We start from the raw sequence: 25,288 nt of genomic DNA, 5'->3' as shown, positions 1-25,288 counted from the left end.
GGCGCCAGCGTCACTCCCCACGTGTGTTGTCACAGACGTTTACAAAGCACTGCACGGACGGGCCGCATCGATGGGTTGCCGCCAGTCGAACCCCTCCAACAGAAGGCCAAGTTGCGCATTCGTCAGGGCCACCACGCCACCTTCGGCACGCGGCCAGGCGAACCTACCCCGTTCCAAACGTTTGGCGAACAGGCACAAGCCACCGTCCCGCCAGTACAGGCACTTGAGCAGATCACCACGTTTGCCCCTGAAGATAAAAACGTGGCCAGAGAATGGGTCTTTCTGCAGGACCATCTGTACTTTGGCAGCTAGGCCATCGAAACCACATCGCATGTCAGTAAATCCTGCAGCAACCCAGATCCGGGTGTTCGCCGGCGGCTCCATCATCAGCTCAGGCACTGCACCACCATACGCAGGGTTTCCGGATCGACTCGGCCTTCAATGCTCACCTGGCCCTTGGCTAGGTGCAATCGGATGACTCCTGCTGGCAACGCTTCCGGCCGCTCGCATGGCTTGCCCGTGAGCGACGCTTCGACTCCGGGGCCTCTGACTACAACGGGGAACAGAACTGGGGTGTCACCAACATGGGGGATCCCTAGTTGGCCTGCTCGAAGCATGCGACGCCACCGAAAGACCATGTTCACGTTTAGACCGTGTTCCAGCGCCAGCTTTGAAACCGAGACGCCTGGCACGCACGCAGCTTCTGCAAGCCTTTGCTTCAGTTCGATCGGATGATTGCGGCTGCCGCGTACGCGGCCACCACGCTTAGCCACAGTCTCCAAAGTAGTCTCCACCAGATTTTTGATGGGAACTACTCTGGATAGGTTCGACTCTCGCGTCTACACGGCCATCAGCGGACGCTTACGGTGATTCAACGGCAGCAATTTCCCAGGATTCATCAGGTTTCTTGGATCGAGCGCGCGCTTGATTTGCCACATCAAGTCCAGCTCCACCGGAGCTTTGTAACCTTCTAGGCTATCGCGCTTAGCCACACCAATACCGTGCTCTGCTGAGATCGATCCGTTCTCTGCGTGCGCTAGATCGTCGACTAAGTCAGACACGGGCTTGGACCACCGTGCCAGAAACTCCCGGGCGTCTTGATCCACTGGACGCAGTGGGTTGAAGTGCACGTTTCCGTCCCCTATATGGCCGTAGACGACCATACGCATAGCTGGCTCCAGCGACTGCACCTCTGCAGATGCCTTCTCGATAAACTGCGCGATGCGCGAGATTGGCACCGAGATATCGCACTTGATGCTGCCGCCGGCGTAACGCTGAGCATCCGAGATCTCTTCACGAATGCGCCAGAAAAGTTGTCCGTCGGCGAGGCTGGCGGCCACCGCCCCATCAACCACCCACCCATGCTCTAAGCCACGTTCAAGAAGCTCCATCATCGAGTTGTTCAAGTGCTCCTCTTCGGTGCCAGCCGTCAGCTCGATGAGCACCATCCAGTCGTACCGACCCTGCAGAGGCGACTGGACGCTGCCAAGATGGTTTAGCACCAGATCCAGGGCCGGCGCAGAAATCAGCTCAAAAGCCGTTACAGCCTCACCAGATAGCATACGTGCTTCGCTCAGCAGCTTCACGGCAGACGCTGGACACGGCACGGCGACGAACGCTGTCACGGTTGACCGCGGCTGCGGCATTAGCTTTAGCACTGCACCGGTGATGATCCCCAGCGTGCCTTCGGCACCAACAAACAGCTGCTTGAGGTCGTAGCCGGTGTTGTCCTTCCGCAGGCCTTTAAGAGATGAAAGGATGCGACCGTCAGGCAGCACCACCTCAAGGCCAAGCACAAGGTCGCGCATGCTGCCATAGCGGAGGACCGCAGTGCCGCCTGCGTTAGTCGACAAGTTGCCGCCGATCTGGCACGTCCCCTCCGAACCAATGCGCAGTGGAAATAATCGCTTTCGGTTCTCGGCCGCAGTCCGTGCCGCGGACAGCGTGACTCCGGCTTGCACCGTCATCGTGTCATTGATGGTGTCCACAGCAAGCACGCGGTTCATCTTGCGTAAGCTAATCACCACCGCTGTGGCGCTGTCGTCGGGCACGGCACCTCCCATCAGCGATGTATTGCCGCCTTGGGGGACCATCGGAATTCCATGCGCGTGGCACCAGGCAACGACCTGGCTCACCTGCGCGGTGGTGGTGGGCATGACCACTACTTGCGCCTTGCCGCGATACGCGCCGCGGTAGTCAGTGACGAATGGCTCGACGTCCGCTTCGTTTGCCAGGCAGCCGGCACTGCCGACGATGTCGCTGAGTGCCTCAAGCACTGCGGTTTGGGTCTCCACTGCGTTCAGTCTCCGTTGCAAAATGAAAGGACACACCTAGCGCACTGCACGCGCACTCAGAACTTCTGGCGCACGCCCACGGCAACACCGAACATGCCCCGCTGCCCCGCAGTCGGAAAGTATCCGTTCGCGAAGCCGAGCGCCGACGTGTCGAAATTGAGGCCCGCGTTGCGAGCATAGGCCGTGGTCAGGTAGACGTCGGTGCGCTTGCTCAGGTCGTAGTCGGCGATGAAGTTCACCTGCCAGGGGTTAGCCGGCTCGGTCGCTGGCGCGGTGGCCGACAGGCGCACGAGCCTCAGCCTGGCATAGGCATAGCCGAGGGTCAGACCCAGCGCCGGCGTCAGCTGGTAGTTCGCACCCGCCCAGTAGTAGTCGTCGCGCAGGAGCGTCGTGCCGTCGCCCGCATCGGCGCTTCCCCAGCGGTAGCCTGCCATGACCTTGACCAGCCCGGTGGCGTAGCTGAGCGCGCCGGCGGCCTTGCGTGCCTTGCCTGGCTGTCCGGCGACCGCTGCCGGGTTCCACTGGTCGTAGCCTAGCGCTGCGCCAAAGCCGTTGGCCAGATAGGCGACACCCGCTCCCCAGGCGGTGTTGTCGCGCAAATTGCCCGGGGTTTCGCCGTTGCCTCCATTGGCGAGCGGCATCCCGGCAATGGATCCCAGGCCAGTACCGAACGAATAGTGCGCCGTTGCCATGATGGGGCCGAAGCTGCCCGTGTACTTGAGCATATTGTCTTCGCGGTAGTTCGGGCCAAGCTGCCAGGCGATCGGCTCGTACAGCACCGCATACCGGTTAGGCGAGAAGTTGGCCAGCACGTCGAACAGGCTGGTGTACTGGCGACCGAGGCTGAGACGCCCAAGCTCGCTCTGCAAGCCCACATAGGCCTGGCGCCCGAACAGCCGGCCACCCGCGATCGGCACGCCGTTATCGAGGCCGAAGCCGCTCTCCAGCACGAACAGGGCGCTCAGTCCGCCGCCCAGGTCCTCGGTCCCGCGCAGCCCCCAGCGCGCGCCCGACAATCCGCCAGTCGTGGGCATCGCGATGCGCTTGCCGCCAGGCTGGTACGACAGTTGGTTGTCGACCACCGTCGGGACGCCCCGCCCCATGCGGTTGACGTACTCGACCGGCATGTCGACTACGCCATACAGGGTCAGGCCAGACAACTGCGCGGACGACTGCGCGCTTGCGGAGCCGCATAGCAGGCTCAGGATGGCAAGGAACGACCTTCTCATGGCAAATTCATCTCCCCTGGTATTTTTTTCTGGTCGCACGCGTAGACCGGCACGGGAGTGCGGTGGCGCCGCACTCCCGTGTCCACCGTGCGTTTCCTGCGGAATGAGACTGGCCAGCGGACCTAGCCAGCCGAACTCGCCGACAGCGTCTGCTTGACGAGCTGGGGCGAGCCAGCGCCGTTCGGACTGCCTCCGCTTTCCGCGTTGTGGGCGTGCGCCAGTTGATGCAGGCCGAAGGCAAGGTCGGTGCCGCTGCGGTATCCCATCAGGTCGTCGCACTGGTTGATGGCCTTCTTGGCAAGCGCCAGCCCCAGCCGTGGGCGCTGGGCGATGCGCTGGGCCAGTGCCAGCGATGCGTCGAACAGTTGCTCGCGCGGCACCAACCGGCTCACCATGCCGAGGCGGTATGCCTCGGCGGCCGACAGCCGCTCCGCGGTAAACAGAAACTCCTTGGCCCTGCGGCTGCCCAGCTCCCACGGATGCCCGAACAACTCGACCCCCGGGATGCCGAAGTCCACCGCCGCGTCGGCAAAGTAGGCATCCTCGCTGGCAACGATCAAGTCGCAGGACCAAGCCAGCATGAGGCCGCCCATGATGCAGGCGCCCTGTACCGCGGCGATGGTTGGCTTTGGCAAGTCACGCCAGCGCCGGCAAAGCCCGACATATAGCTCGCTCTCGCGCGCGAAGCGGTTCTCCACGCCGGTCTTGCCTACGTGGTCCCACCACAGGGACTTGCGCTCGAATGAGACATGCCGGTCCGCCGTCTTGCCAAGGTCATGGCCCGAAGAGAAGTGCGGCCCGTTGCCCCGAACAATGGCGACTGCGAGCTTGTCGTCGTAGGCGAAGCGCTCCAGGGCACGGTCCAGGTCATACAGCAGCGCGCCATTCTGTGCATTGCGCACCTCCGGGCGGTTGAGGGTAATGACGCCGACCGGGCCGATCGTCTCGAACAGCACGTTTGCCGTGCTCGATTGGATTTCCATGATGTTCATCGTCCTTGGGCACTGGATTGGCCGCCTGCGGCGTGCCGCAGGACCTCGGTGGTGTGCTCGCCCAACGCGGGCGGGGCGGTAAAGTGCTCGGCCGCCCCGGTCTTGATGGGGTTGCCGACCATGCGCGTGACCCTGCCGTTGGGCTCCTGCACCGACACCACCATGTTGCGGCGCGCGACGGTCGGGAATGCGAAGGCCTCGTCGACGCTTTGCACAAGGGCGGCGGGCACGTCGTGGGTACTGAAGCGGTCGATCCAGTAGGCGGAGGGATGGCTGGCGAATTGCGCGAGCAGGATGGACTCGAGTTCGTCGCGGTTGCGCTGGCGCAGCGCCAGGTCCGCGAAACGCGGATCCTGCGCAAGCCCGGGCAGGTGCAAGGCTTCGCAGTAGGCCCTCCACCAGTGCGGCAGCGCGCTCGGTGTCGCATAGACATGGCGGCCGTCGGCGCATTCGAATGCCTGGCTGGGCGGCAGGGTGGCATGGCGTGTACCCATGCGGGTATAAACCGTGCCGTGGGTAAGATAGTCCTGCGCCTGCCAGACCAGCAGGCTCAACTGCGCATCGAAAAGCGCCACTTCAACATGGCGGGGCTTGCCATCGGCATTGCGTCCGTGCACACCGGCCAGGATCGCGATCGCGGCCCAGAGGCCGGCACCGGTGTCGCCGATCTGCACACCCACGCGGGCCGGCGGGCCGTCGCGCTCACCGGTCAGGCTCATGATGCCGCTCAGGGCCTGGACCAGCGTATCCACGGCGGGACGGCCGGCATACTCGCCTTCCTTCTCGAAGCCGAAGATCGAGCACAGCACGATGTCGGGCTTGCGTTCGCGCAGGGCGGCGTAGCCGATCCCAAGCCGGTCCAGTACGCCAGGGCGGAAGTTCTCGCACACCACATCGGCACTTTCGACCAGCTTGAGGAATGCCTCCCTGCCCTCTTCCGACTTGAGGTCGAGGACAACGCTCTTCTTGTTCCGGTTGACACTGAAGTAAAAGGTGCCGACGCCTTCGTCATGGAACGGCGGAATCTGGCGGGTGGGATCGCCGCCGGGCGGTTCGATCTTGATGATGTCCGCGCCCAGGTCGCCCAGGATCATGGTGGCGAAGGGCCCGGAAAGAAAGTGCGTCAGGTCCAGCACGCGCAAGCCGCGCAGCGGCGGGGCCGCCGTGGTTTCAGCAGCAGGATTTCGCATGGCTCACACCCTCTTCAAGTGCGCGAGCGTGATCCCACCGTCCAGCAGGCGGCGGTTCGCCGGCACCTGCTCGGTCAGCCAGCGCACGCGTTCGGCATGTTCCGCGTTGCCGCGTGGCACGGTTTCATCGACACCAGCCTTGATATAGGACACCGCGTGCGGATCGGCCTCGGCGATCTCCCTGGCCCAGTCCAGCGCCACCGTCTGCGCCTGCCCCGGTTCGACCACACGGTTAACCAGCCCTGCGCGATACATGTCTTCCGCGCTCTGCACGCGGCCGAGCAACAGGATCTCCATGGCGATCTTGTGGGGCACCTTTGCCGCCAGCCCGACCGCGAAGCCGCGGGTCAGGCCAATGCGCGCTTCGGGATAGCGGAACCTGGCTGACGATGCGGCAATGCACAGGTCGACCTGCTGCAGCATGATCATGCCGGCGCCGATGCACCAGCCTTCGACCGCCGCGATCACGGGCTTGCGAACGGGCACCGCCAGGTTGGGGGCCCAGTTGGCGTTCAGCGGCGGGGCGCCGACATCGATGCCCGCCGTGAAATCTTCCGCGCCGGCGATCACCGCCACGCGGTCTTCGCTTTCGCCGAAGCGCAGCCACGCCTGCTCAAGTCCGCGCGCGACCGACTGGTTCACCGCGTTCTTCTTCCGGGGGCGCCTGATCGTGATCCGAGCCACGCCTTGCGCCGATTCATAAGACACCTCTCCTTCGGACACAGCCTCTCCTCGTCTTGGTTTGAATGGATACAGATTACACATTTGGTATCCCATTTGCAAATATCGACGAAGGCAATATCGAGGACACGCTCACTCGTTTACCCGGGGAAACTGGCGGAAATCCAAGTAAAAATAGGACATAGCGCCTGCTATGCGGCGTCAGCGTCATTTCAGAGCCAATTATTGTAACGCTGATGGATTCCATCAATTGAATCCCAAATATTTATTCTGTATCCTAAATCAAACCACAAACGAAAGGAGACGCACATGCCCACTAGGCCCGCCATCCCTCTGGTATGCGGTCGCACACCGTAGCGGAAGGACGAACTCCCGTCAGCCAACCAGAAGCAGTTGCAGCACCGGGACGCGTGCCTGCGCGCGTTCAACGCCCGGCGGTCCGGCCGGCCCGCCAAAGACCAACACCTCAGGGAACGTCATGCTTAATCCAACACAACTCATGTCACCAGCCACACCGCTACGCTCCAGCTACCGCTGGACAGTGCTGGCGTTGCTGCTCGTGGTCTACGCGCTGAATTTCGTTGACCGGCAGATCATTGGCATCCTTGCCATTCCCATCAAGCGCGAGCTTGCGCTGACCGACACGCAGCTCGGCGCGCTCGGCGGCGTTGCGTTCGCGCTGTTCTACGCCGCACTCGGCATACCGGTGGCCTGGCTCGCGGATCGCAAGAGCCGGAGCTGGATCGTGACGATCTCACTCACGTTGTGGAGCCTGTTTACTGCCCTTTGCGGCACGGCCACCGGCTTCTGGCAGCTCTTCCTCTACCGGATGGGCGTCGGCGTCGGCGAAGCTGGCGGGGTCGCGCCGTCCTTTGCGCTGATCACCGATTACTTTCCCAAGCACCAGCGCGCCCGGGCTTTCGCGGTGTACTCGTTCGGCATTCCGATCGGCTCCGCCACGGGCATCCTGCTCGGCGGCTGGATTGCGAATGCCGTCGACTGGCGCACGGCATTCGTGGTGGTTGGCCTGGCCGGCGTCCTCTTTGCGCCGATCTTCCGCATGGCGGTGCGTGAACCCGCGCGTGGCGGCCAGGACGAACACACGCCGGCACCTCAGGCCGGCACCAGCTTCGGCCAGATCGTCAGGCTGCTGGCCGGCAAGCGCAGCTTCTGGCTGATTGCCTTTGCTTCCTCGTTCGCGTCCATGGTGAACTATGGCCTGCTCTTCTGGCTGCCGGCGTTCTTCGGCCGGAGCTTCGGGCTCGACCTGGTCCAGATCTCCATGTTCTACGGGTCGCTGGTGCTGGTCGGGGGCCTGATCGGCATCTGGTGCGGCGGCTGGCTAGGCGACCGCTTCGGCGCCTCCAACCCCGCCGCCTATGTCTTGCTGCCGGCCTGTGCGTTCGTCCTCGTGGTCCCGCTCTACGCGATCGGGTTGCTGAGCCAGTCGCTGCTGGTGGCCTTCATCCTGCTGTTGCCGCCGAGCGCGCTGGCCTACCTCTGGATCGGGCCGGTCATCACCTCGATCCAGCATCTGGTGCCGCCGGAAATGCGGGCCACGGCGTCGGCCTGCTTCCTCTTCATCAACAATCTGATTGGCATCGGATTCGGCAGCCTGCTGTTCGGATACCTTGCCGACGTGCTTGGCGCCCAGTTCGGCTCCCAGTCGCTGAAGTATTCGATCCTGTTCGGGCTGAGCATCTATGTGCTATCGGCCGCCTTGTTCGCGCTGGCTTCGCGCCATATCCGCCGGGACAGTCACTGCTGAGTGCCAGGTCCTGGGTAGCGGCATCGCGCCGCCAAGAAAAAACCGGCAGCTTGTCAAGAGCGCCGGTTTTTTTATGCCGCAGGATGGGGCCGGTCCCGGCGCCGTGAGCTGCGCGTCACGGAAGCCGGACCAGCATCTTGCCCAGATTTCGCCCGGAGAAGAGGGCAAGGAAGGCATCGGGTGCGGACTCAAGACCTTCCATCACGGTCTCGCGCCCCACCACATCTTCATTGGCCACCCACCGCCCCATCGCCGCACGGAATTCATCGAGGCGATGGCTGAAGTCACTGACAATAAAGCCCTCGATGCGGATGCGATGGGAAATCACGCGGAACAGGTTGCGCAACGCGACCTGTTCGGTGCCGTTGTACATATCGATCATGCCGCATACCGCCACCCTGGCGCCCTGCCTAGCGACGCCCAGCGCCGCATCGAGATGATCGCCGCCGACATTGTCGAAGTAGACATCGATGCCATTCTTCGCTACGGCGGCAAGCTTTTCCTGAAGGTCACCTTCCGACTTGTAGTCAATAACGGCATCTGCGCCGAGCGACTTCACGTACGCGCACTTCTCTGGCCCGCCAGCCGAAGCGATGACCGTCATCCCCGTGAGCCTCGCGATTTGCACCACTGCTGAACCCACCGCGCCTGCAGCGGCAGAGACGAACAGGGTTTCGCCAGGCTTCGCTGCTGCCACGCCAAGCAGTCCAAAGTATGCGGTGGCGCCGATCATGCCCAGCGTATTGAGGTATGTCTGTGGCGGAACACTGCTATTGCCAAGTTTGACGAAAGTGTGCGCGGGGCCCACGATTTCGTCGCGCCAACCGAACCGATGTGACACGAGATCGCCTGGTGCGAAGCCCTCCGCTTTCGACTCCAGCACTTCGCCGATCGCAGCGCCGTCCAGGGGCGCATCTAGCGAAAAAGGAGGCACATAACTTTCTACGTCGTTCATCCGTCCGCGCATATAAGGGTCCACGGATAACCACCGGTTTCTGACCCTGATGGTGCCGCTGGTCAGGGGCGCCAGTTCCACCGACCGCAGTTCAAAGTTGTCGAGGCTCGGCATGCCCGCCGGCCGCGATTTCAGGTACCAGGCTCTTGCCACATCTGCTCCTTGGAAGATATAAGGCGAGCGCGTCTGCGCTCGCCGGTGCCGTCTCGGCTCAGGCTGCCGTCGTGATGAACTTGTTCACCAGGTAGGGCTCGACCGCATCCGGCCCGCCCTCTTCACCGTAGCCCGAATCGCGCACGCCGCCGAACGGCACTTCCGGCAAACCCAGGCCACTGTGGTTGATGGTGGTCATGCCCGCCTCCACGCGGGTTCCCACGGCGTGGGCAATCGCCGTCGAGCGCGTGTAGGCGTAAGAGGCAAGACCGTAGGGCAGGCGGTTGGCTTCGTCGACGGCCTCGTCCAGCGTGGCAAACCGATTGAAGAGCACAACCGGCCCGAAGGGCTCTTCGTTCATAATGCGCGCGGTGAGGGGGACATTGGCCAGCACGGTAGGCGGGAAGAAGTTGCCTGCTCCGCCCAGGCGGCTGCCGCCGGTGATCAGTTCGGCGCCATGCACCACGGCATCCTGGACCAGCGCCTCCAGCGCCGGTGCGCGCCGCGCATTGGCGAGCGGACCAATCTGCGTGTCGGGGGCAAGCCCGTTGCCGATGCGCAGCGACCGCGCGGCGGCGACAAAACCATCGAAGAAGCGGTCGGCGACCTTGTCTTGCACTAGGAAGCGCGTGGGTGAAGCGCACACCTGCCCGGCGTTGCGAAATTTGGTGGTGATCAGGATATCGATGGCGCGGTCGATGTCGGCATCGTCGAAGATCAGTACCGGCGCATGGCCGCCCAGTTCCATTGTGGCCCGCTTCATGTGCAGGCCAGCCAGCGCCGCCAGGTGTTTCCCCACCTCCGTGGAGCCGGTGAACGAGATCTTGCGGATGACAGGATGGGGAATCAGGGTCTCCGAGATCTCCGCTGGAACGCCGTAGACCAGGTTGATCACCCCGGCCGGCACCCCCGCATCCAGGAAGGCCTGAACCAGCGCGGCCGGCGACGCCGGCGTTTCCTCAGGCGCCTTGACGATCACCGAGCAACCGGCAGCCAGCGCGGCAGCCAGCTTGCGTGCCACCTGGTTGACGGGAAAGTTCCACGGTGTCAGCGCGAGCACCGGGCCTACCGGCAGCTTCACCGTCAGCTGCATGACCTGGGAAGACCGCGAGGGGATAACGCGCCCGAAGGTGCGCCTGGCCTCTTCGGCCAGCCAATCCGTCATGTCGGCCGAAGCGCCGATCTCCACCGCCGCCTGCGCCAGCGGCTTGCCCTGTTCGCGCGTCAGCAGCCAGGCAATATGCGGCGTGCGCTCGCGCAGCAGGGTTGCGGCCCTGCGCAGGATCTCCGCGCGCTCGACCGGGGCAAGCGCGCGCCAGGTCCTGAAGCCTTTTTCCGCGGCAGCTGCGGCCGCCTCCAGGTCCGCGCGCGTTGCCCGCGCTACCGAGCCGATGGTCCCGCCGGTAGCCGGGTCGACCACGGCAATGGTGGCGCCGTCGGCGGCATCCCGCCACGCTCCGTCAATCAGCAGCTGGACATCCGGATAGCTTTGTTCAAACTCCGAAACGCTCATTTGATATTCTCCGGCGGCGCGCAGGCCATGGCCTCGCGCCGCAATATGGAACACATTGATATGGGGCCGGCATCCGGCGCGCATGCGTCAACCGGGGCCGCATGGACGAATGCACCGGACCGACGCCGGCGTTCACGACAAAGCGCGATGGAGCGCCGCGCAAGCCGCGTCAAATTCCGCCCGCGCCCGCCGGCTCTCGTTGCGCATGCGCAGGAAACCGTGAACCAGGTCGCCCGCCAACCGGTACTCACATGGCACGTCTGCGGCGGCGAGCCTCGCCGCGTATTCGGCGCCCTCATCCAGCAGGGGATCGAAGCCGGCGCCTGCGACAAAGGCCGGCGGCATGCCAGCCAGGCTTTCGGCGCGCAGTGGCGCGGCATAGACATCGGGGGTCGCCCATGCCTCGCCCAAGTAGTGATGCAGGAACCAGATCATGGTCTCCCTCCCCAGGATGGGCGCATCCGCATTACGCCGGTACGAGGGCCGCTCCACGTCGACATCCAGCGCCGGGTAGAGCAGGCACTGGAAACAGAACGGCATGGCGCGGCCCCGGTCGCGATACGCAAGGCACAGCGCGGCGGCGAGGTTCCCGCCCGCGCTGTCCCCGCCGATAGCGATACGCCCCGGATCGAGATCGAGGCCGTCCAGGTTGGCGTACAACCATTCGGCCACCGCCTCGCCATCCAGCAGCGCGGCCGGATAGCGGTGCTCCGGCGCCAGCGCGTACTCGACCGAGATCACCGTGCACGAGGCGCTGGCGGCAATGTCGGCGGCAATGTCGTCATAGCTGTCGACACTGCCGACCATCCAGCCGCCGCCGTGGAAGAACAGCAGCGCACGGCGCCGGCATGGTGCCGGCGCGTCCGGCCGATAGAGCCGCACGCGCACGCTGCGCCCGGCGTGCGTCGCAATCCGGTCCTCCACCGCCATGCCGGACGGACGTGAGCCGGTGCCGGCACCGGAGTTCTCGAGGGCAGCCCGGAAAGCCTGTGGCTGCATCCGGTGGATGGGCTGCGGCAGCGCCACTTCGAAGCGCGCCAGGAAAGGCCTGATCTCTTCGTCCAGCCGCGCCGCGGGCGCGGCAACTGCACCGGCGGCCTTCATGGCGTCAGCACGGCGCGGCCAATCAGTTTGCCGCCATGCAACTCCGACAAGGCCTCGTTGACGCGGGCCAGGCGCACGGTCGTCACGGGAATGGCCGGGATGTCCTTCTCCTGCACCAGATCCAGCAGTTCCTGCGTTTCCTGCAGGTTACCCACATAGCTGCCCTGGATCGTGATCGCCTTGATCGCAATCAGCGGCAGGGCCCAGGGTGCGCCGCCGCCGAAAAGGCCGACCGTCACCAGCTTGCCGCCCTTGCGCAGGCACTCAAAGCCGAGCGTCGCCGTATCCGGGTTGCCGACGAAATCGATCACCGCGCTGGCCGGCCCGCCCGCCGCGGCAACCACCTGCTGCACGGCATCCGGCGCGGCGGCGTCTACCGTGGCCAGCGCCCCCGCCCGGGCCGCGGCTTCCCGCTTCCTGGCATCGATATCGACCACGATGGCGCCCTTGCCGCCCATGGCGCGCAGCAGCGACAGCGCCATCAGGCCCAGCCCGCCAGCGCCAAGGATCACGATCGGCGAGGCGAACACATCCTGCACCTTCTTCAGCGCCCCGTACGCCGTGACTCCGGAACATGCGTAGGGCGCGGCGGCGACCGGGTCGAGCCCCTTCAGGTCCAGCAGATAGCGGGCATGCGGCACCATGACGTGGTCGGCATAGCCGCCGGCCTTCTGCACGCCGATATAGGCCGGCTGCAGGCACATATGCTCGTCGCCCGCCCGGCACACCGCGCACTCGCCGCAGCCGATCCACGGGTAGACCAGCCGCACGTCGCCGACCCTGACGCCGACGGCGTCAGGCCCGACCGCCACCACCTCCCCGGCGGTCTCGTGGCCCATGGTGATCGGCAGTTTCATGCCCCGGTCCGCGAACGACAGCTTCTTGCGCCCGTGGCCCAGTTCATAGGCGCCTTCCCAAATATGCAGGTCGCTGTGGCAGATGCCCGCGCCGACGACCTTGAGCAATACCTGCGTGCCCTGCGGCGCCGGCGTCGTGGCATGCACCTCGACCAGCGGCGCACCAAACTCGGTAACCTGATAGCTCTTCATGGCTTTCAATCCTTGATGTAGATGGAGTCGATATCGAAAGGGGCCGCCGGCGACGAGGCCGGGGAGTCGGTCGCGTAGTCTTCGTCGGGCCGCCCGAAGCGGAAGCCGGGGTAGCCGCGCGCCTCGATGCGTTCGCACAGCTGGCGGTAGCGTCCCACGCCACCGGCGTATGGCATGAACAGGCGCGGCTTGCCCGGGATATTGGCCCCCATGTACCAGGAGGTTCCTCTTGGAAAGAGCGTGGCATTGGCAAGCGTGTTCAGGTGCTCGACCCACGCCTGCTCGGCGGACGGCATCACCTCGATGGTGTCGGCGCCGGTCGCGCGCATGGTTTCGATGCAGGTACCGATCCAGTCCACGTGTTGCTCGATCGACGTCATCATGTTGCTCAGCACCGAGGGACTGCCCACCGTAGCCACCAGGAACAGGTTGGGATAGCCCGCGCTCGACAGGCCCAGGTAGGTACGCGGGCCGGCCTCCCAGTGCCGGCGTAGCGGCAGCCCTCCCCGCCCGACGATGTCGATGGCATGGATGGCGCCGGTCATGGCGTCAAAGCCCGTGGCAAAGACGATGGCATCGACCTCATAGGCGGAATCGCTCGTCACCACCCCGGAGTGCGCAATCTCGACGATCGGCGAAGCCTGCAGGTCGACGAGCGTGACGTTGTCGCGGTTGAAAGTCTCGTAGTAGCCGGTGTCCACGCACGGACGCTTGGCGGCAAGCGGGTAGCCTTTCGGCACCAGGCGTTCGGCGATCCCGGGATCGCGCACGATACCGCGGATCTTGCGCCGCACGAATTCCGCGGCGGTCTCGTTCGCTTCGGCGTCGACGCGCAAATCCATAAACGTCGACGCGAAGTTGAGCCCGCCTTCCTGCCACTTGCGCTCGTATTCCGCCTCGCGCTCTTCCGGCGAGACCTGCAGCGCACCGACGGTCGGGTCGATACGGTTCACGCCCCCCGAGTTGTAGCGGGCAGTACGGCGGCGCTGGGCATAGCCAGCCTTGATTTCACGATCCTGGCCGTCGGTGATTGGCTGGTTCCGCGCAGGCAGGCTGAAGTTCGGCGTGCGCTGGAACACGTAGAGCCGCTCGGCCTGCTGCGCGATCATCGGGATCGACTGGATCGCCGATGAGCCCGTGCCGATCACCGCAACGCGCTTGCCGGTGAAATCCACCCCCTCGTGCGGCCAGTCGCCGGTGTGATAGCTGGGTCCGGCAAAGGTGTCGCGCCCCTTGATGTCGGGCACGTTGCCGACCGACAGGCAGCCGGTAGCCACAATGAAATAGCGCGCCGAGACGAGCTGACCTTTGTCCGTCAGCACCTGCCAGCGCCGGGCCGCCTCATCGTAGCTGGCACGCACTACCTGGGTATCGAACTGGATGTCGCGCCGCAGGTCGAAGCGGTCCGCGACGTGATTGACGTACTCCAGGATTTCAGGCTGCGTGGCGAAACGCTCGGACCAGCGCCAGGCCTGCTGCAGCGTGTCGGAGAACGAAAACGAATAGTCGGCGCTTTCAATGTCGCACCGGGCGCCCGGATACCGGTTCCAGTACCAGGTACCGCCGACATCGGCACCGCGCTCGAAGGCGATGGCATCGAGGCCAAGGCCGCGCAGCTTGTGCAGGGCATAGAGGCCGGAAAAGCCGGCGCCGACGATCACCACATCTTTCTCGAAACGGTCGCTGACGGCGGGCAGCACCTCACGCTTGCGGAGCAGGCTCATCGCGCGCCTCCCGTGTCGGTCCCATGCAAGCCCGACGCCCTGGGGCGCCGGGGAACCTCGCGCGCCTCGCGCGCTGCCGCGGCCATGCCGCTTACCGCCAATGGGTGATCCATATCGCTTGTCTCCTTTGCTGCCTGGTTGATGGAATCGGCCGGTCCCGGGGTGCCGCAAACCCTTGTCGATTGTTGTACACCGTATTTATTTTCAGGATACCGCAAATAAACTTGGTATTCAATTAAGAATGCGGCGTCCATGGGCCTGTGTGACCTGGCTTCATCATTTGCACGCATGGCCATCACTTTCGGCAGCAACGCCAACGGCATCGCTTGTCGCACCCGGGGCAACTTCGATAAGATTCCATACCACTTCGATAATCTGTATCCCGGGCCGGCGATGTGCCGCCCGCCCGGCCTGACCAGGAATGCCACTACCGATGTCATCGCCGTTGCCCACTGAAGCGTCCCAGCTGCGCGAGAAAACGTATGAGGCGCTGCAACGCCTGCTGCTCTCCGGGGAGTTCCCCGTGGGCACGCCGTTGACCGAAATGAAGCTGGCGGACCGCCTCGGCGTCAGCCGCACGCCCGTGCGTGAAGCGCTGACCCGGCTGGCGGACGATGGTCTGGTCGACACCCGGCCGAGTGGAACGCGCGTGGTCGCCGACCTCGGCAAGAAGGTCGCGGAAGTGCTGCAAATCCGCGTGCAACTGGAACCCTTCGCCGCCGGCCTTGCCGCGCATCGCGTCAACACGGACGACCTGAACGCACTGGGCGAGATCCAGGACCGCATCGAGCTGCTGATGAAGGACTGGGACAGTCATGTCGAAGAGCTGCTGCGCCTCAATCGCCAGTTCCACCGGCAGATCGTGGGCCATTGCGGCAACGCCAGCCTGGTCGACGTGCTCGACCGTCTGAGCCCGTTTGCCGTCTTCCCGCGGACGCTCACGCTCTACACCGAAGCCCAGCGCGTCCAGGCCTTCGCCGAACACCGCGACATCCTCGATGCGCTGTGGAAGCGCGACCAGGCGGGCGCGGAGGCCATCACGCGCACGCACCTGATGCGTGGTGCCACCGCCATCAGGAAGGCCATAGGCTGACGCCGCACCGCGGGCACGGCCTTGCCGCCCCGCCGGTGGCAGCAAGGCCCGCCTAGGTCGCGCGGACCTGGCGGAATGCCGCCACGATCTCGGCCAGCACCTCAGGGTCCTCGACGGTCGCCGGGATCGACCAGTCCTCCTCGTCCGCGATGCGCTTCATGGTGCTGCGCAGGATCTTTCCGGAGCGTGTCTTGGGCAGCCGCGGCACCACCACGACACGCTTGAACGTAGCGACCGGCCCGATGCGCTCGCGCACCAGCGCGACCAGCCCCTGCTCGACGGCGTCCGGCGTGCCCGCCGCATTGGCCTTGAGCACGACCACACCCCAGGGCGTTTCGCCCTTCAGCGCATCGCGTACGCCGATGACCGCGCACTCCGCCACGGCCGCATGCGAGGCGATGACTTCCTCCATGGCGCCGGTCGACAAGCGGTGGCCAGCCACGTTGATGACGTCGTCCGTGCGCCCCATGACGAAGACATAGCCATCCTCGTCGATAAAGCCGGCGTCGGCCGTGTTGTAGTACCCCGGGAACGTGCCGAGGTAGGCATCGCGAAAGCGCGCGTCTGCCCGCCACAGCGTGGGCAGATTGCCCGGCGGCAAGGGCAGCTTGATGGCGATGGTACCCATGCGGTTTGCCCCCAGCCGCTGGCCGTCCGCGTCCAGGATATGGAGCGCGTATCCCGGCATCGGCACGGTCGGAGAGCCCGCCTTCAGCGGCAAACGATCGCCGACGACCGGATTGCCGACGATGCACCAGCCGGTCTCGGTCTGCCACCAATGGTCGATAACAGGCACCCCCAGCTGCCGTTGCGCCCATTGCACCGTATCGGGATCTGCGCGCTCCCCGGCCAGGAACAAGGCACGCAACGAGCACAGGTGATGGCGCTCGCGCTGGTTGCCTTCGGGATCTTCCCGCCGGATGACGCGCAACGCGGTCGGCGCGGTGAACAGCACCGCCACGCCATAGTCGGAGATCACGCGCCAGAACGCGCCGGCGTCCGGCGTGCCCACCGGCTTGCCCTCGTACAGCACCGTGGTACAGCCATTGAGCAAGGGTCCGTAGACGATGTAGGAGTGTCCGACCACCCAGCCGACATCGGAGGCACACCAGAAGGTCTCGCCGGGGCGCACGCCGTAGAGATGGCGCATGGTCCATTGCAAGGCCACCAGGTAGCCCCCGCAGTCGCGCACAACGCCCTTCGGGTTCCCGGTCGTGCCCGATGTGTACAGGATATAGAGCGGATCAGTCGCCAGCATTGGCTCGCACGCCGAGGCGCCGCCGGCGCGCCTGATGGCTTCGATCATGGCCGCCCAGTCGTGGTCGCGTCCGTCGTTCAGTTCGGCGATGGCCTGCGGCCGCTGCAGTATCACGCAGGCCGACGGCACATGGTTGGCTTGCCGGATCGCTTCATCAAGCAAGGGCTTGTATGGCACGATCCGGCGCGTCTCGATGCCGCAGCTGGCACTGAGCACAACGCGCGGAGCCGCGTCGTCGATCCTGGCGGCGAGCTCCTTCGCGGCAAACCCGCCAAAGACGACCGAATGCACGGCCCCGATCCGCGCGCACGCGAGCATGGCGATCACTGCCTCGGGAATCATGGGCATGTAGATCAACACACGGTCGCCCTTGCGCACGCCCAGTGTCTGCAGCATGGCACCGGCGGCGGAGACTTCATCCTGGAGCTGCGCGTAGCTGATGCTGCGCTTCTCTCCGGCAACCGGGCTGTCATAGAGAATGGCAGTCTGTGCGCCACGCGTGGCGACATGCCGGTCCACGGCGTTGTAGCAGGCATTGCACCAGCCATCGACGAACCAGCGCCCATACACCCCCGCGTCGGCATCGAAGATGCGGGTGGGCGGCCGGATCCAGTCGATGGCGCTCGCGGCTTTGGCCCAGAAGGCTTCCGGATGTTCAAGGGAATGGCGATACGCCTGGATGTAAGGATGCGTGTCAATAGCCAGGGTCAAAGCGGTCTCCATGGTTTCAGCTGCCGGCCGGTGTTGCGCGTGGCCTTGCCCGCGGGTCAGGCGCCGCGCCGTGCCAGCCAGCGTGATGCCGCGTCGCCCACCCGATTGAGTGCCAGCACGCTGGCGGTGATGGCCAGGCCCGGTGCCATGATCTGCCAGCCGCTGTGCGACATCGAGCGATACGCGCGCGCCAGCATCTGGCCCCAGCTCGCGTCCGGTGGCTGCACGCCGAGCCCCAGGAAGCTCAGGCCGGCCTCGGCCAGGAAGGCGAAGGAAAGCATCAGGAACCACTGCACCAGGATCGGCCTCAGGCTGTTTGGCAGCAGGTGGCGGATCATGATGGCGACCTCGCTCATTCCCATCAGTCGAGCCGCCTCGACGAAGGACTGCTGGCGTATCACCATGACCTGTGCGCGCAACAGCCTCGCCAGGCGCGGCGAGTACACCAGGCCGATTGCACACATCGCATGCCCGAGACCCGGCCCCAGGATGCCCACCACCGCAAGCGCCAGGATCGTGGCCGGGAACGCCAGCATTGCATCGACGATGCGCATCAGCATGGCATCCACAGCGCCGCCCATCGCGCCGGCGGCCAGGCCGACCGGTAGCCCGATCAACAGCGCCACGGCGCCGGCCGCACAAGCGCCGAACATCGAAGTGCGCGCGCCATACATCAGCCGGCTGAGGATGTCGCGCCCGACATCGTCCGTCCCGAGCGGATGGGACCAGGAGGGCGTCCGCAGGATATTGGCCAGGTCCTGCACATAGGGATCGTGGGGCGCGAGCGCCGGCGCGGCGGCCGCCACGACCACCAGCAGGACGACGAAACCCAGTGCCATCCAATGGCCCCAGCCGAGCACGGCGGGCACCCCGACGCCGGCGCGGCCAGATCGCGAAAAGGCTGGAGGGACTACAGCGTTGGCTTTTGGCATGTCATCGGGTCCGCGGGTCGAGGAAGCTGTAGAGCACATCGATAAACAGGTTGGTGAGAAGGACCAGCACCGCCAGGGCCAGCACGACGCCCTGCACCACCGGGATGTCCCGGTTCTGCACTGCCGCGACCGCGAGGCTTCCGATCCCCGGCACGGCAAAGAGAATCTCCACCACCACGCTGGCACCCAGCAGGTGCTGGAAGATCAGGCCGATCACGGTAGACAGCGGGATCGCCGCATTGCGCAAGGCGTGCTTCAGGACGATGGTGCTCTCGGGCAGGCCGCGCGAACGCAGCGCGGCGGTGTGCTGCGCTTCCAGCGCCGCGATCACGGCCGAGCGGGTATGGAGCACCAGTTCGCCGGCACCGGCGCTGCCCAGCGCCAGCATAGGCAGCACCAGGGCGTGGACAAAGCCGGCGAAGTTCTCGGCGGGAGGGCGAAAGCCGGTGGCCGGGAACCACTTCAGTCCGATCGAGAACACCAGCACGAGGAACAGGCCCAGTACGAAGCCGGGCACCGAGATCATGACCGCCGCCGCGGTGCTGATGATGCGGTCAGGCCGCCGCCCGGCGAACGCCCCCGCGAGGATTCCGCCCGCCAGCCCGACGCCGCAGCTCACCAGCATCGCGGCGCCAACCAGCAGGAGGGTGACCGGCAGGCGCTGCGCCACGGACAGCGCGACCGACTGACCGTCGAACAAGGAATGCCCCAGGTCACCCTGGGCCACGTTGCGCAACCAGGCGGCATATTGATGCCAGGCCGGCAGGTCGAGTCCGAGGTCGCGGCGGATCTGCTCGACCAGCTGCGGGGTAGCCGACTCGCCGGCGATGACCACCGCCGGATCGCCGGGAATCAGCCGGCTCAGTCCGAACACCAGGAGGCTGAGCACGAACAGCAGCGGCGCCATCGCCATCAGCCGGCGCAGGATCGTGCCAGTCATCGCGCCTCCCTCAAGCATGGCATCAGGTAGACAGTTGGTTCGGGCATGCTGGCCTCATCGGGAAAGGGAGACACCATCGAAGCGCGGCTTCGACAGCAGGTTCGGCACGAACCCCTGCACGCGCTTGTCATAGGCGACGATGCCTGCCTGGAAGAACAGGGGGATGTTGAATGCCTCGTCGAGCAGGATGCGGTTCACCGTCGCGTAGGCCCTGGCGCGCTGCGCGAGGTCGGTCGTCGATTCGCCCTGCGCCATCGCCGCCAGCAGCCCAGGCGATTCATGCTTGCCGACGTTGGTAAAGCCGTTGCGGGAAAACTGGCCGGCGTATGTCATGGCCGGATCGATTCGGCCGGTCCAACGATTGTTCAGCACAGGGACTTCGCCGCTGAGGTAGCGGCTGATGGCCTGCGCGGTTTCACTTGGCAGCAACTCGACCTTGACATTGATCCGGGCCAACTGGGCCTGGATGACTTCGGCGCGGCGCTCGTTGATGGCCCCGGCCTCGAACGCCATCTTGAAGGTGAAGCCGTCGGGCAGGCCCGCTTCGGCAAGCAGGCGCCTGGCCTGCTCGAGATCGTAGGGCGGCTGGTTCGCGATTGCCGGCGTATAGGCCCATTCGCCGGACGGCATCGGCGACCAGGCCGGTTCGCCGTGCCCCTGCTGCACCGCCGCGATCAGGGCATGGCGATCAATTGCCATGCTGAGAGCACGGCGCACCTTGACCTGGTCGAACGGCGGCTTCGCCATGTTGATGTACATCTCGAAGTAAGCCAGCGACTTGGAGACGACGGTCTGCAGGTTGCGCTGCTGTTGCAGCGTCGGCAGCGAGGCCGGGTCGACGTCGTAGATCAGGTCGACGTCGCCGGAGCGCAGCGCGTTCAGGCGGGTCTCGGGGTCCGGCATCAGGCGAAAGAGGATGCCGTCGAGCCGGGGCTCGCCCCCTACATGGTACTTGTCGAACTTCGCCACCCGGATCCGGTCGCCCGAGACCCATTCCACGAAGCGGTAAGGGCCGGCCCCGACCGGGTTGCGACCAAACCCGCGCGGATCGCGTTCCAGTGCGGTCGGTGAAACCATCATGCCGGCACGGTCTGCCAGCGCCAGCAGCACGCTGGCAGCGGGGTATTTCAGATGCAGCGTGACCTCGTGCGTGCCGCTGGCCTCCACCGACGACACGGCCGCAAGGTCGGCGGCGATGGTCGCTTTGCCGGACACCAGCCGATCAAGGTTGAACTTCACCGCCGCGGCGTCCAGCGGCGTGCCGTCCTGGAAGGTTGCGCCTTCCACCAGCTTGAGCCGCAGCGTTTCCCGGTCCACCCATCGCCACGAGGCCGCAAGGCCGGGGGTTGCCTGCAGGGTTTCGGGATCGAAGTTGAGCAAGGTGGCGAAGATTGTCCACAGAATGACATGCTCGCTGCCCTCGGTGCCGTTATGCGGATCGAGCGTGCCCGGATTCTGTGCGCGAAACGCGACCCGCAGCGTGTTGCCGGCGGCGGCATCCGCTGCGGGCTTGCCGCAGGCGGATAGGAGGGCTGCCAGGCACAGGGCGCACACGGCCAGGCAGCGTGAAAGAGAAGGGGCAGATTGGCTCATTGGAAATCGGTACGATCAGTTTGGCGTGGCAAGAGCGATGAGGGGGGTGCGCTGGTCGTCCCGGGATCGAGTCCCCGCGCCATCCGCCGGAGCGGCGCGGCAAGACGTTCGGAAAAGTGGCAGGCGACCATGCCGCCGCCATCGACCTGACGAAGCACCGGCCGCACTTCGGCACAGCGCGCCTCGGCAAACGGACAGCGCGTGCGAAACTGGCACCCGCTCGGCGGGTGCAGCGGGCTTGGCAGTTCTCCGCGCAAGTGGCTGCGCGGACTGGCCTCGCCGGCCAGGTAGCCCTGCGGAGATGCGCCCAGCAACGCAGCCGTATAGGGATGACGCGGACGCGTCATGAGTCGTAGTGCCGGTCCCTGTTCCATGACTGTGCCCAGGTAGAGCACGATTACCTGATCAGCCAGGTTCGAGACAAAGGAGAGGTCGTGGGAAACCAGCAGGCACGACGATCCGGCTTCGCGCGCCAACGCCGCCAAGTGCGTGCCGACGCCTGCCTGCACGGAGACATCGAGCGCCGAGGTCGGTTCGTCGGCCACGAGCACGGCCGGATCGCCGAGCAGCGCACGCGCGATGGCGACCCGCTGGTTCTGCCCGCCGGACATCTGGCCTGGCCTCTGGTCCCATACCCGCTCGGGCAGGCCAACCGAGCGGATAAGCTGGCGTGCGCGCGCCGCACGCGCCACGATGTCGTCACGCCCCCACCCCGCCAGCAAGGACTGGCGCACGGTGAAGCGTGGGTCGAGTGAAGCGGCGGGATCCTGCCAGATCATCTGCAGCCGCCGCGAGCGGCGCAGTGCCAGCCGTGCGCCACGGCCGATGCGGCAGAGGTCCATGCCGCCAAGCAGGATCTGGCCGGCATCAGCCTGTACCAGGCCCATGATGGTCCTGGCGATGGTCGATTTTCCGGAGCCGGATTCGCCCACCAGGCCGACGATGCTGCCCGGCTCGATCGCAAACGACACACCGTTCACGGCGCGCACGCGCGACGCGGCCTGCCACGGGAACGTCCTGCGCGCAGGAAAGCTAACGTGGAGATCGCGGACCTCCAGGCGGTTCTCAACTCGCTTGTTCATGGTCTGGTTGCGCTTGCGGGCGCCGCGGAATCGCATCGATCAGGCTGCGGGTGTAGGGATGGGCAGGGCTGCCGATCACCGCGCGGGTCGGCCCCGCCTCAACGGCCCTGCCCGCATGCATGACGATGACGCGATCGCAAAGCTCCGCCACCGCGCTCAGGTCGTGCGAGATAAAGATCAGCGAGGCACCGCGCTGGCTGCGCAGCTCGCCCAGCAAGGACAGGATCTGCGCCTGGATCGACACGTCAAGCGCGCTGGTCGGCTCGTCGGCAATCAGCAACTCCGGCTCGCAGGCCAGTGAGAGCGCGATCATCACGCGCTGTGCCATGCCACCCGACAAGGTGTGGGGAAACTCGCGCAGACGCTTCTCCGGTTCCGGAATGCCGACAGCATCGAGCAGCGCCACGGCGCGTTCGACCGCGGCAGCCGTCCCGAGACACTGCCGCCAGCGCAGCGTCTCGACCAACTGGGACCCGATGGTGAACACCGGATCCAGCGCGGCCTTGGGGTTCTGGAAGATGTAGGAAACAGGCGCGCGCAGCGCTGCGAGGGTTTTGTGGTCGCCCGCGAACAGCGAGCGGCCCTGCAGGCGGATATCGCCGGACACGCGCGCCGGGGACGGCAGCAGGCCGGCAATTGCCTTGGCGGTGACGGATTTGCCGCTCCCGCTTTCGCCGACGATGCCAAGGGATTCCCCCCGCGCGAGGGTAAAACTGACGCCCTGCACCGCGACAACCCCCGCGTTGCCGCTGGCCTGGAACGCTACGGACAGCGCTTCCACGCTCAACCAATCCGTCATGCCATGCGCTCCACGCCAATCCATGCATCGACGTTAGCCGTGACGTCGTGCCACGGTGCAAGCCAGATCCCTGAAAGAACTCCGCCATGGCGGGGTGGTTGTGAATTGGTGGACATCTGCCTGCCTCCTGGCTAGAACCGGCCATCTACAATGGGATTCAGTTTATTATTTCGGTATCCTGTTTATAATTAAGGTATACCATTATCCGGAGGATGTGCGTGGTGGATTGCCCGACTTCTTGTTCAAGCAGTGTCAGGCAGTCACTTTGCGCCCCGCCGCATAGCGCATTGCGTAGTGCCACGCCAGGTCGGCCATTGGCCCGGCCTTGCGCCCGGTTTCCAGGGCATCGGCCGCCGCCGCATTGCCTTGCCGGGCACGTTCGGCGATGCCAAACAGGATGGCGGCGAGGCGAAACAGGTTGTAGGCGATATAGAAATCCCAGTGTTCGATTCCCGCCGTGCCGTTGGCATCGAGATACCACCGCATGTAGGTTTCCTCGGCCGGGATGCCAAGGCCAGCAAGGTCGAGACCGGCGATACCACGCCATAGCGACGACGGGATGTGCCAGCTCAGGCAGTGGTAGGCAAAATCGACCAGCGGGTGACCCAGCGCGGACAGTTCCCAGTCCAGCACGCCGATGACCTTCGGTTCGGTCGGATGGAAGACCAGGTTGTCGAGGCGGAAGTCGCCATGGACGAGCCGGGTGTCGTCGACTGCCGGGATGTTCCGAGGCAGCCAGCTCGTCAGGGCTTGCATGGCGGAGCTGTTCGCGGCGCCGGTGGCGCGGCACTGGCGTGTCCAGCCGGCGATCTGGCGCGCGAGGTGGTTCCCGGCGGGGCTGTAGTCGGCAAGCCCCACCGTCTCGATATCGACCCGATGTAGCGCCGCCATCACACGATTCATCTCCGCGTAGATGGCGCCGCGCTCGACGCGCTGCATGCCCGGCAGCGACTGATCCACCAGCACCCTGCCATCGAGGTATTCCATCAGGTAGAACGGGCTGCCCAGGACGGAAAGATCTTCGCTGAAAAGACACACGGCGGGGACCGGCACGCCGCTGCCTTGCAGCGCGCGCATGACGCGGTACTCACGGTCGATGGCATGCGCCCTGGCCTGGATCTGCCCGACCGGCTTCATGCGCAGGACATAGCGCTGCGTGCCGGACAAGACCAGGAAGGTCGGATTCGACTGGCCGCCGGTCAGGCGGGTGGCGGTGAGCGAGGCGTGCTCGATCAACCCGTGCGCGCGCATCAGCCGTGCCAGCGCATCCCAGTCACGTTGGGTGGTTTGGTTCATCGGTCTGTCTTCCTCGCTGGTGTGTGGAATCGCGCGCTGCATTACAGCGAGCTGACGAGGTGCCCGCCGTCGACAGGCAGCACGGCACCGGTAATGTAGTCAGAAGCCTCGGAGGCCAGCAGCAGCAACGCGCCGTCAAGTTGGGAGGGCTGTCCGAGGCGCCGCTGCGGGATCCGCCTGACCATGGCTTGCCCGCCTTCGGTCTCGAAGAAGGCCCGGTTGATGTCGGTGGCAAAATAGCCGGGCGCCAGTGCATTCACGCGGATGCCATGACGCGCCCATTCCAGCGCAAGCGCCCGCGTGAGCTGGATCAGGCCAGCCTTGGCGGCCGTGTAGGCGGCGACTTGCTGCGCGACCCGCAGGCCCAGGATCGAGGCAATATTGATGATGCTGCCCGGGCGGCCGGCATCGCGCATCTGCTGGGCGGCGTACTGCGCGACGCGCCAGGCACCTGACAAGTTGGTTTCGATCACCCGCGCCCAATCCTGCTCGGTCGTTTGCAGCGCGGGCTCGGTGGTCGCAATGCCGGCACTGTTGATGACGATCTCCACCGCGCCCAGCGCCTGCTCAGCCTGGAAGAACGCGCCGGATACGGAATCGGCGTCGCACACATCCAATTGCACGACGCATCCGCTGGCGCCCGCCGCGCGGATTTCCGCCAGCAAGCGCTCGCCTTCGGCGAGCCGCCGGCCGGCAAGCACCACGCGGCATCCCGCGTTTGCCAGGGTCAGGGCGAAGTGGCGGCCAAGCCCGCTGAATGCGCCGGTCACGAGTGCCACTTTGCCTTCCAGGTCGGGAAAGACAGGTTGAGGACGAGGTGCGGAAGCCATATTTGCCGTCTCCTTCGACGCGGTGTCGGAACGAAGGTTAAGCCGCCGCGTTCGGGAAACCAGCCACCCGAACGGGTAGCCCCCCGCACCACCACCCTCCTA

General features: G+C 65.5%; 23 protein-coding genes. 3 read left to right on the top strand and 20 right to left on the bottom strand.

Features of this window, described 5'->3' with window-relative positions; genetic code table 11:
* Nucleotides 1–39 precede the first annotated feature (39 nt).
* The 7 genes from tnpB to E1J61_RS28155 all read right to left on the bottom strand — a co-directional run bounded on the left by tnpB (nucleotide 40) and on the right by E1J61_RS28155 (nucleotide 6,428).
* Nucleotides 40–399 carry an IS66 family insertion sequence element accessory protein TnpB gene (gene tnpB / locus E1J61_RS28185; RefSeq protein ID WP_371704817.1) on the bottom strand — a complete coding sequence of 120 codons (360 nt, stop codon included), beginning with the start codon at nucleotides 397–399 and terminating at the stop codon, nucleotides 40–42.
* Nucleotides 387–773, bottom strand: a complete 387-nt coding sequence (locus E1J61_RS28180) for a transposase (RefSeq protein WP_256376144.1) — start codon at nucleotides 771–773, stop codon at nucleotides 387–389. Before E1J61_RS28180 ends, tnpB begins: the two co-directional genes overlap by 13 nt.
* Nucleotides 774–839: 66 nt before the next feature.
* Nucleotides 840–2,294, bottom strand: a complete 1,455-nt coding sequence (locus E1J61_RS28175; protein WP_371704816.1) for an FAD-binding oxidoreductase — start codon at nucleotides 2,292–2,294, stop codon at nucleotides 840–842.
* 56 nt (nucleotides 2,295–2,350) lie between these two features.
* Nucleotides 2,351–3,523, bottom strand: a complete 1,173-nt coding sequence (locus tag E1J61_RS28170; RefSeq protein ID WP_133097219.1) for a porin — start codon at nucleotides 3,521–3,523, stop codon at nucleotides 2,351–2,353.
* A 122-nt stretch (nucleotides 3,524–3,645) separates the two neighbouring features.
* Nucleotides 3,646–4,506, bottom strand: coding sequence for an enoyl-CoA hydratase (locus E1J61_RS28165; protein WP_133097218.1), 861 nt, complete (start codon nucleotides 4,504–4,506; stop codon nucleotides 3,646–3,648).
* Nucleotides 4,507–4,511: 5 nt separating this feature from the next.
* Nucleotides 4,512–5,705 (bottom strand): CaiB/BaiF CoA-transferase family protein, encoded by a 1,194-nt coding sequence (locus tag E1J61_RS28160; RefSeq protein ID WP_133097217.1) that lies wholly within the window; start codon nucleotides 5,703–5,705, stop codon nucleotides 4,512–4,514.
* A 3-nt stretch (nucleotides 5,706–5,708) separates the two neighbouring features.
* Nucleotides 5,709–6,428, bottom strand: coding sequence for an enoyl-CoA hydratase/isomerase family protein (locus E1J61_RS28155; protein WP_165971560.1), 720 nt, complete (start codon nucleotides 6,426–6,428; stop codon nucleotides 5,709–5,711).
* Between the two features lie 499 nt (nucleotides 6,429–6,927).
* Here E1J61_RS28155 and E1J61_RS28150 point away from each other — a divergent pair, with 499 nt between their 5' ends.
* Complete coding sequence (locus E1J61_RS28150) at nucleotides 6,928–8,154, top strand: MFS transporter (RefSeq protein WP_207951264.1); 1,227 nt, start codon at nucleotides 6,928–6,930, stop codon at nucleotides 8,152–8,154.
* 115 nt (nucleotides 8,155–8,269) lie between these two features.
* On the opposite strand, the gene E1J61_RS28145 is transcribed toward E1J61_RS28150, so the two are convergent.
* The 5 genes from E1J61_RS28145 to E1J61_RS28125 form a co-directional block, all read right to left on the bottom strand.
* Nucleotides 8,270–9,262 (bottom strand): NADP-dependent oxidoreductase, encoded by a 993-nt coding sequence (locus E1J61_RS28145; RefSeq protein WP_133097215.1) that lies wholly within the window; start codon nucleotides 9,260–9,262, stop codon nucleotides 8,270–8,272.
* A 58-nt stretch (nucleotides 9,263–9,320) separates the two neighbouring features.
* A complete protein-coding gene (locus E1J61_RS28140; protein ID WP_133097214.1) occupies nucleotides 9,321–10,775 on the bottom strand; it encodes an NAD-dependent succinate-semialdehyde dehydrogenase in 1,455 nt (484 codons plus the stop codon).
* Between the two features lie 132 nt (nucleotides 10,776–10,907).
* Nucleotides 10,908–11,879: an alpha/beta hydrolase gene (locus E1J61_RS28135; RefSeq protein ID WP_133097213.1), complete on the bottom strand. Its 972-nt coding sequence runs from the start codon at nucleotides 11,877–11,879 to the stop codon at nucleotides 10,908–10,910.
* Entirely contained in the window at nucleotides 11,876–12,928 is a 1,053-nt protein-coding gene (locus E1J61_RS28130; RefSeq protein ID WP_133097212.1) for an alcohol dehydrogenase, read from the bottom strand. Before E1J61_RS28130 ends, E1J61_RS28135 begins: the two co-directional genes overlap by 4 nt.
* 5 nt (nucleotides 12,929–12,933) lie before the next feature.
* Nucleotides 12,934–14,652, bottom strand: coding sequence for an NAD(P)/FAD-dependent oxidoreductase (locus E1J61_RS28125; RefSeq protein WP_133097211.1), 1,719 nt, complete (start codon nucleotides 14,650–14,652; stop codon nucleotides 12,934–12,936).
* 288 nt (nucleotides 14,653–14,940) lie between these two features.
* Here E1J61_RS28125 and E1J61_RS37530 point away from each other — a divergent pair, with 288 nt between their 5' ends.
* Together E1J61_RS37530 and E1J61_RS28120 are read left to right on the top strand one after the other, a co-directional pair.
* A complete protein-coding gene (locus E1J61_RS37530) occupies nucleotides 14,941–15,108 on the top strand; it encodes a hypothetical protein (RefSeq protein ID WP_165971559.1) in 168 nt (55 codons plus the stop codon).
* Complete coding sequence (locus tag E1J61_RS28120; protein ID WP_165971558.1) at nucleotides 15,086–15,745, top strand: GntR family transcriptional regulator; 660 nt, start codon at nucleotides 15,086–15,088, stop codon at nucleotides 15,743–15,745. The genes E1J61_RS37530 and E1J61_RS28120 overlap by 23 nt, the downstream gene beginning before the upstream one ends.
* A 52-nt stretch (nucleotides 15,746–15,797) precedes the next feature.
* On the opposite strand, the gene E1J61_RS28115 is transcribed toward E1J61_RS28120, so the two are convergent.
* The 8 genes from E1J61_RS28115 to E1J61_RS28085 all read right to left on the bottom strand — a co-directional run bounded on the left by E1J61_RS28115 (nucleotide 15,798) and on the right by E1J61_RS28085 (nucleotide 25,186).
* Entirely contained in the window at nucleotides 15,798–17,726 is a 1,929-nt protein-coding gene (locus E1J61_RS28115) for a propionyl-CoA synthetase (RefSeq protein WP_133097209.1), read from the bottom strand.
* 44 nt (nucleotides 17,727–17,770) lie between these two features.
* Complete coding sequence (locus E1J61_RS28110) at nucleotides 17,771–18,646, bottom strand: ABC transporter permease (protein ID WP_133097208.1); 876 nt, start codon at nucleotides 18,644–18,646, stop codon at nucleotides 17,771–17,773.
* 1 nt (nucleotide 18,647) lies between these two features.
* Nucleotides 18,648–19,586, bottom strand: a complete 939-nt coding sequence (locus E1J61_RS28105; RefSeq protein WP_165971557.1) for an ABC transporter permease — start codon at nucleotides 19,584–19,586, stop codon at nucleotides 18,648–18,650.
* A gap of 54 nt (nucleotides 19,587–19,640) precedes the next feature.
* Entirely contained in the window at nucleotides 19,641–21,179 is a 1,539-nt protein-coding gene (locus E1J61_RS28100) for an ABC transporter substrate-binding protein (RefSeq protein WP_133097206.1), read from the bottom strand.
* The gene (locus E1J61_RS37920) at nucleotides 21,176–22,261 is read right to left on the bottom strand and encodes an ABC transporter ATP-binding protein (RefSeq protein ID WP_207951263.1); all 1,086 of its coding nucleotides are present in this window, start codon (nucleotides 22,259–22,261) and stop codon (nucleotides 21,176–21,178) included. The genes E1J61_RS28100 and E1J61_RS37920 overlap by 4 nt, the downstream gene beginning before the upstream one ends.
* Nucleotides 22,245–23,060, bottom strand: a complete 816-nt coding sequence (locus E1J61_RS37915; RefSeq protein ID WP_207951262.1) for an ABC transporter ATP-binding protein — start codon at nucleotides 23,058–23,060, stop codon at nucleotides 22,245–22,247. Before E1J61_RS37915 ends, E1J61_RS37920 begins: the two co-directional genes overlap by 17 nt.
* A 252-nt stretch (nucleotides 23,061–23,312) precedes the next feature.
* Nucleotides 23,313–24,356: a phosphotransferase gene (locus E1J61_RS28090; protein ID WP_133097205.1), complete on the bottom strand. Its 1,044-nt coding sequence runs from the start codon at nucleotides 24,354–24,356 to the stop codon at nucleotides 23,313–23,315.
* 41 nt (nucleotides 24,357–24,397) lie between these two features.
* On the bottom strand, nucleotides 24,398–25,186 hold the full coding sequence (locus tag E1J61_RS28085; protein ID WP_133097204.1) for an SDR family NAD(P)-dependent oxidoreductase: 789 nt from the start codon (nucleotides 25,184–25,186) through the stop codon (nucleotides 24,398–24,400).
* Between the last annotated feature and the right edge of the window lie 102 nt (nucleotides 25,187–25,288).

The sequence above is a fragment of the Cupriavidus sp. L7L genome, assembly GCF_004353535.1.
GTDB lineage: Bacteria > Pseudomonadota > Gammaproteobacteria > Burkholderiales > Burkholderiaceae > Cupriavidus > Cupriavidus oxalaticus_A.
The sequence above is the reverse complement of the archived record's forward strand: the minus strand, read 5'-3'. Positions and strand labels throughout refer to the sequence as shown.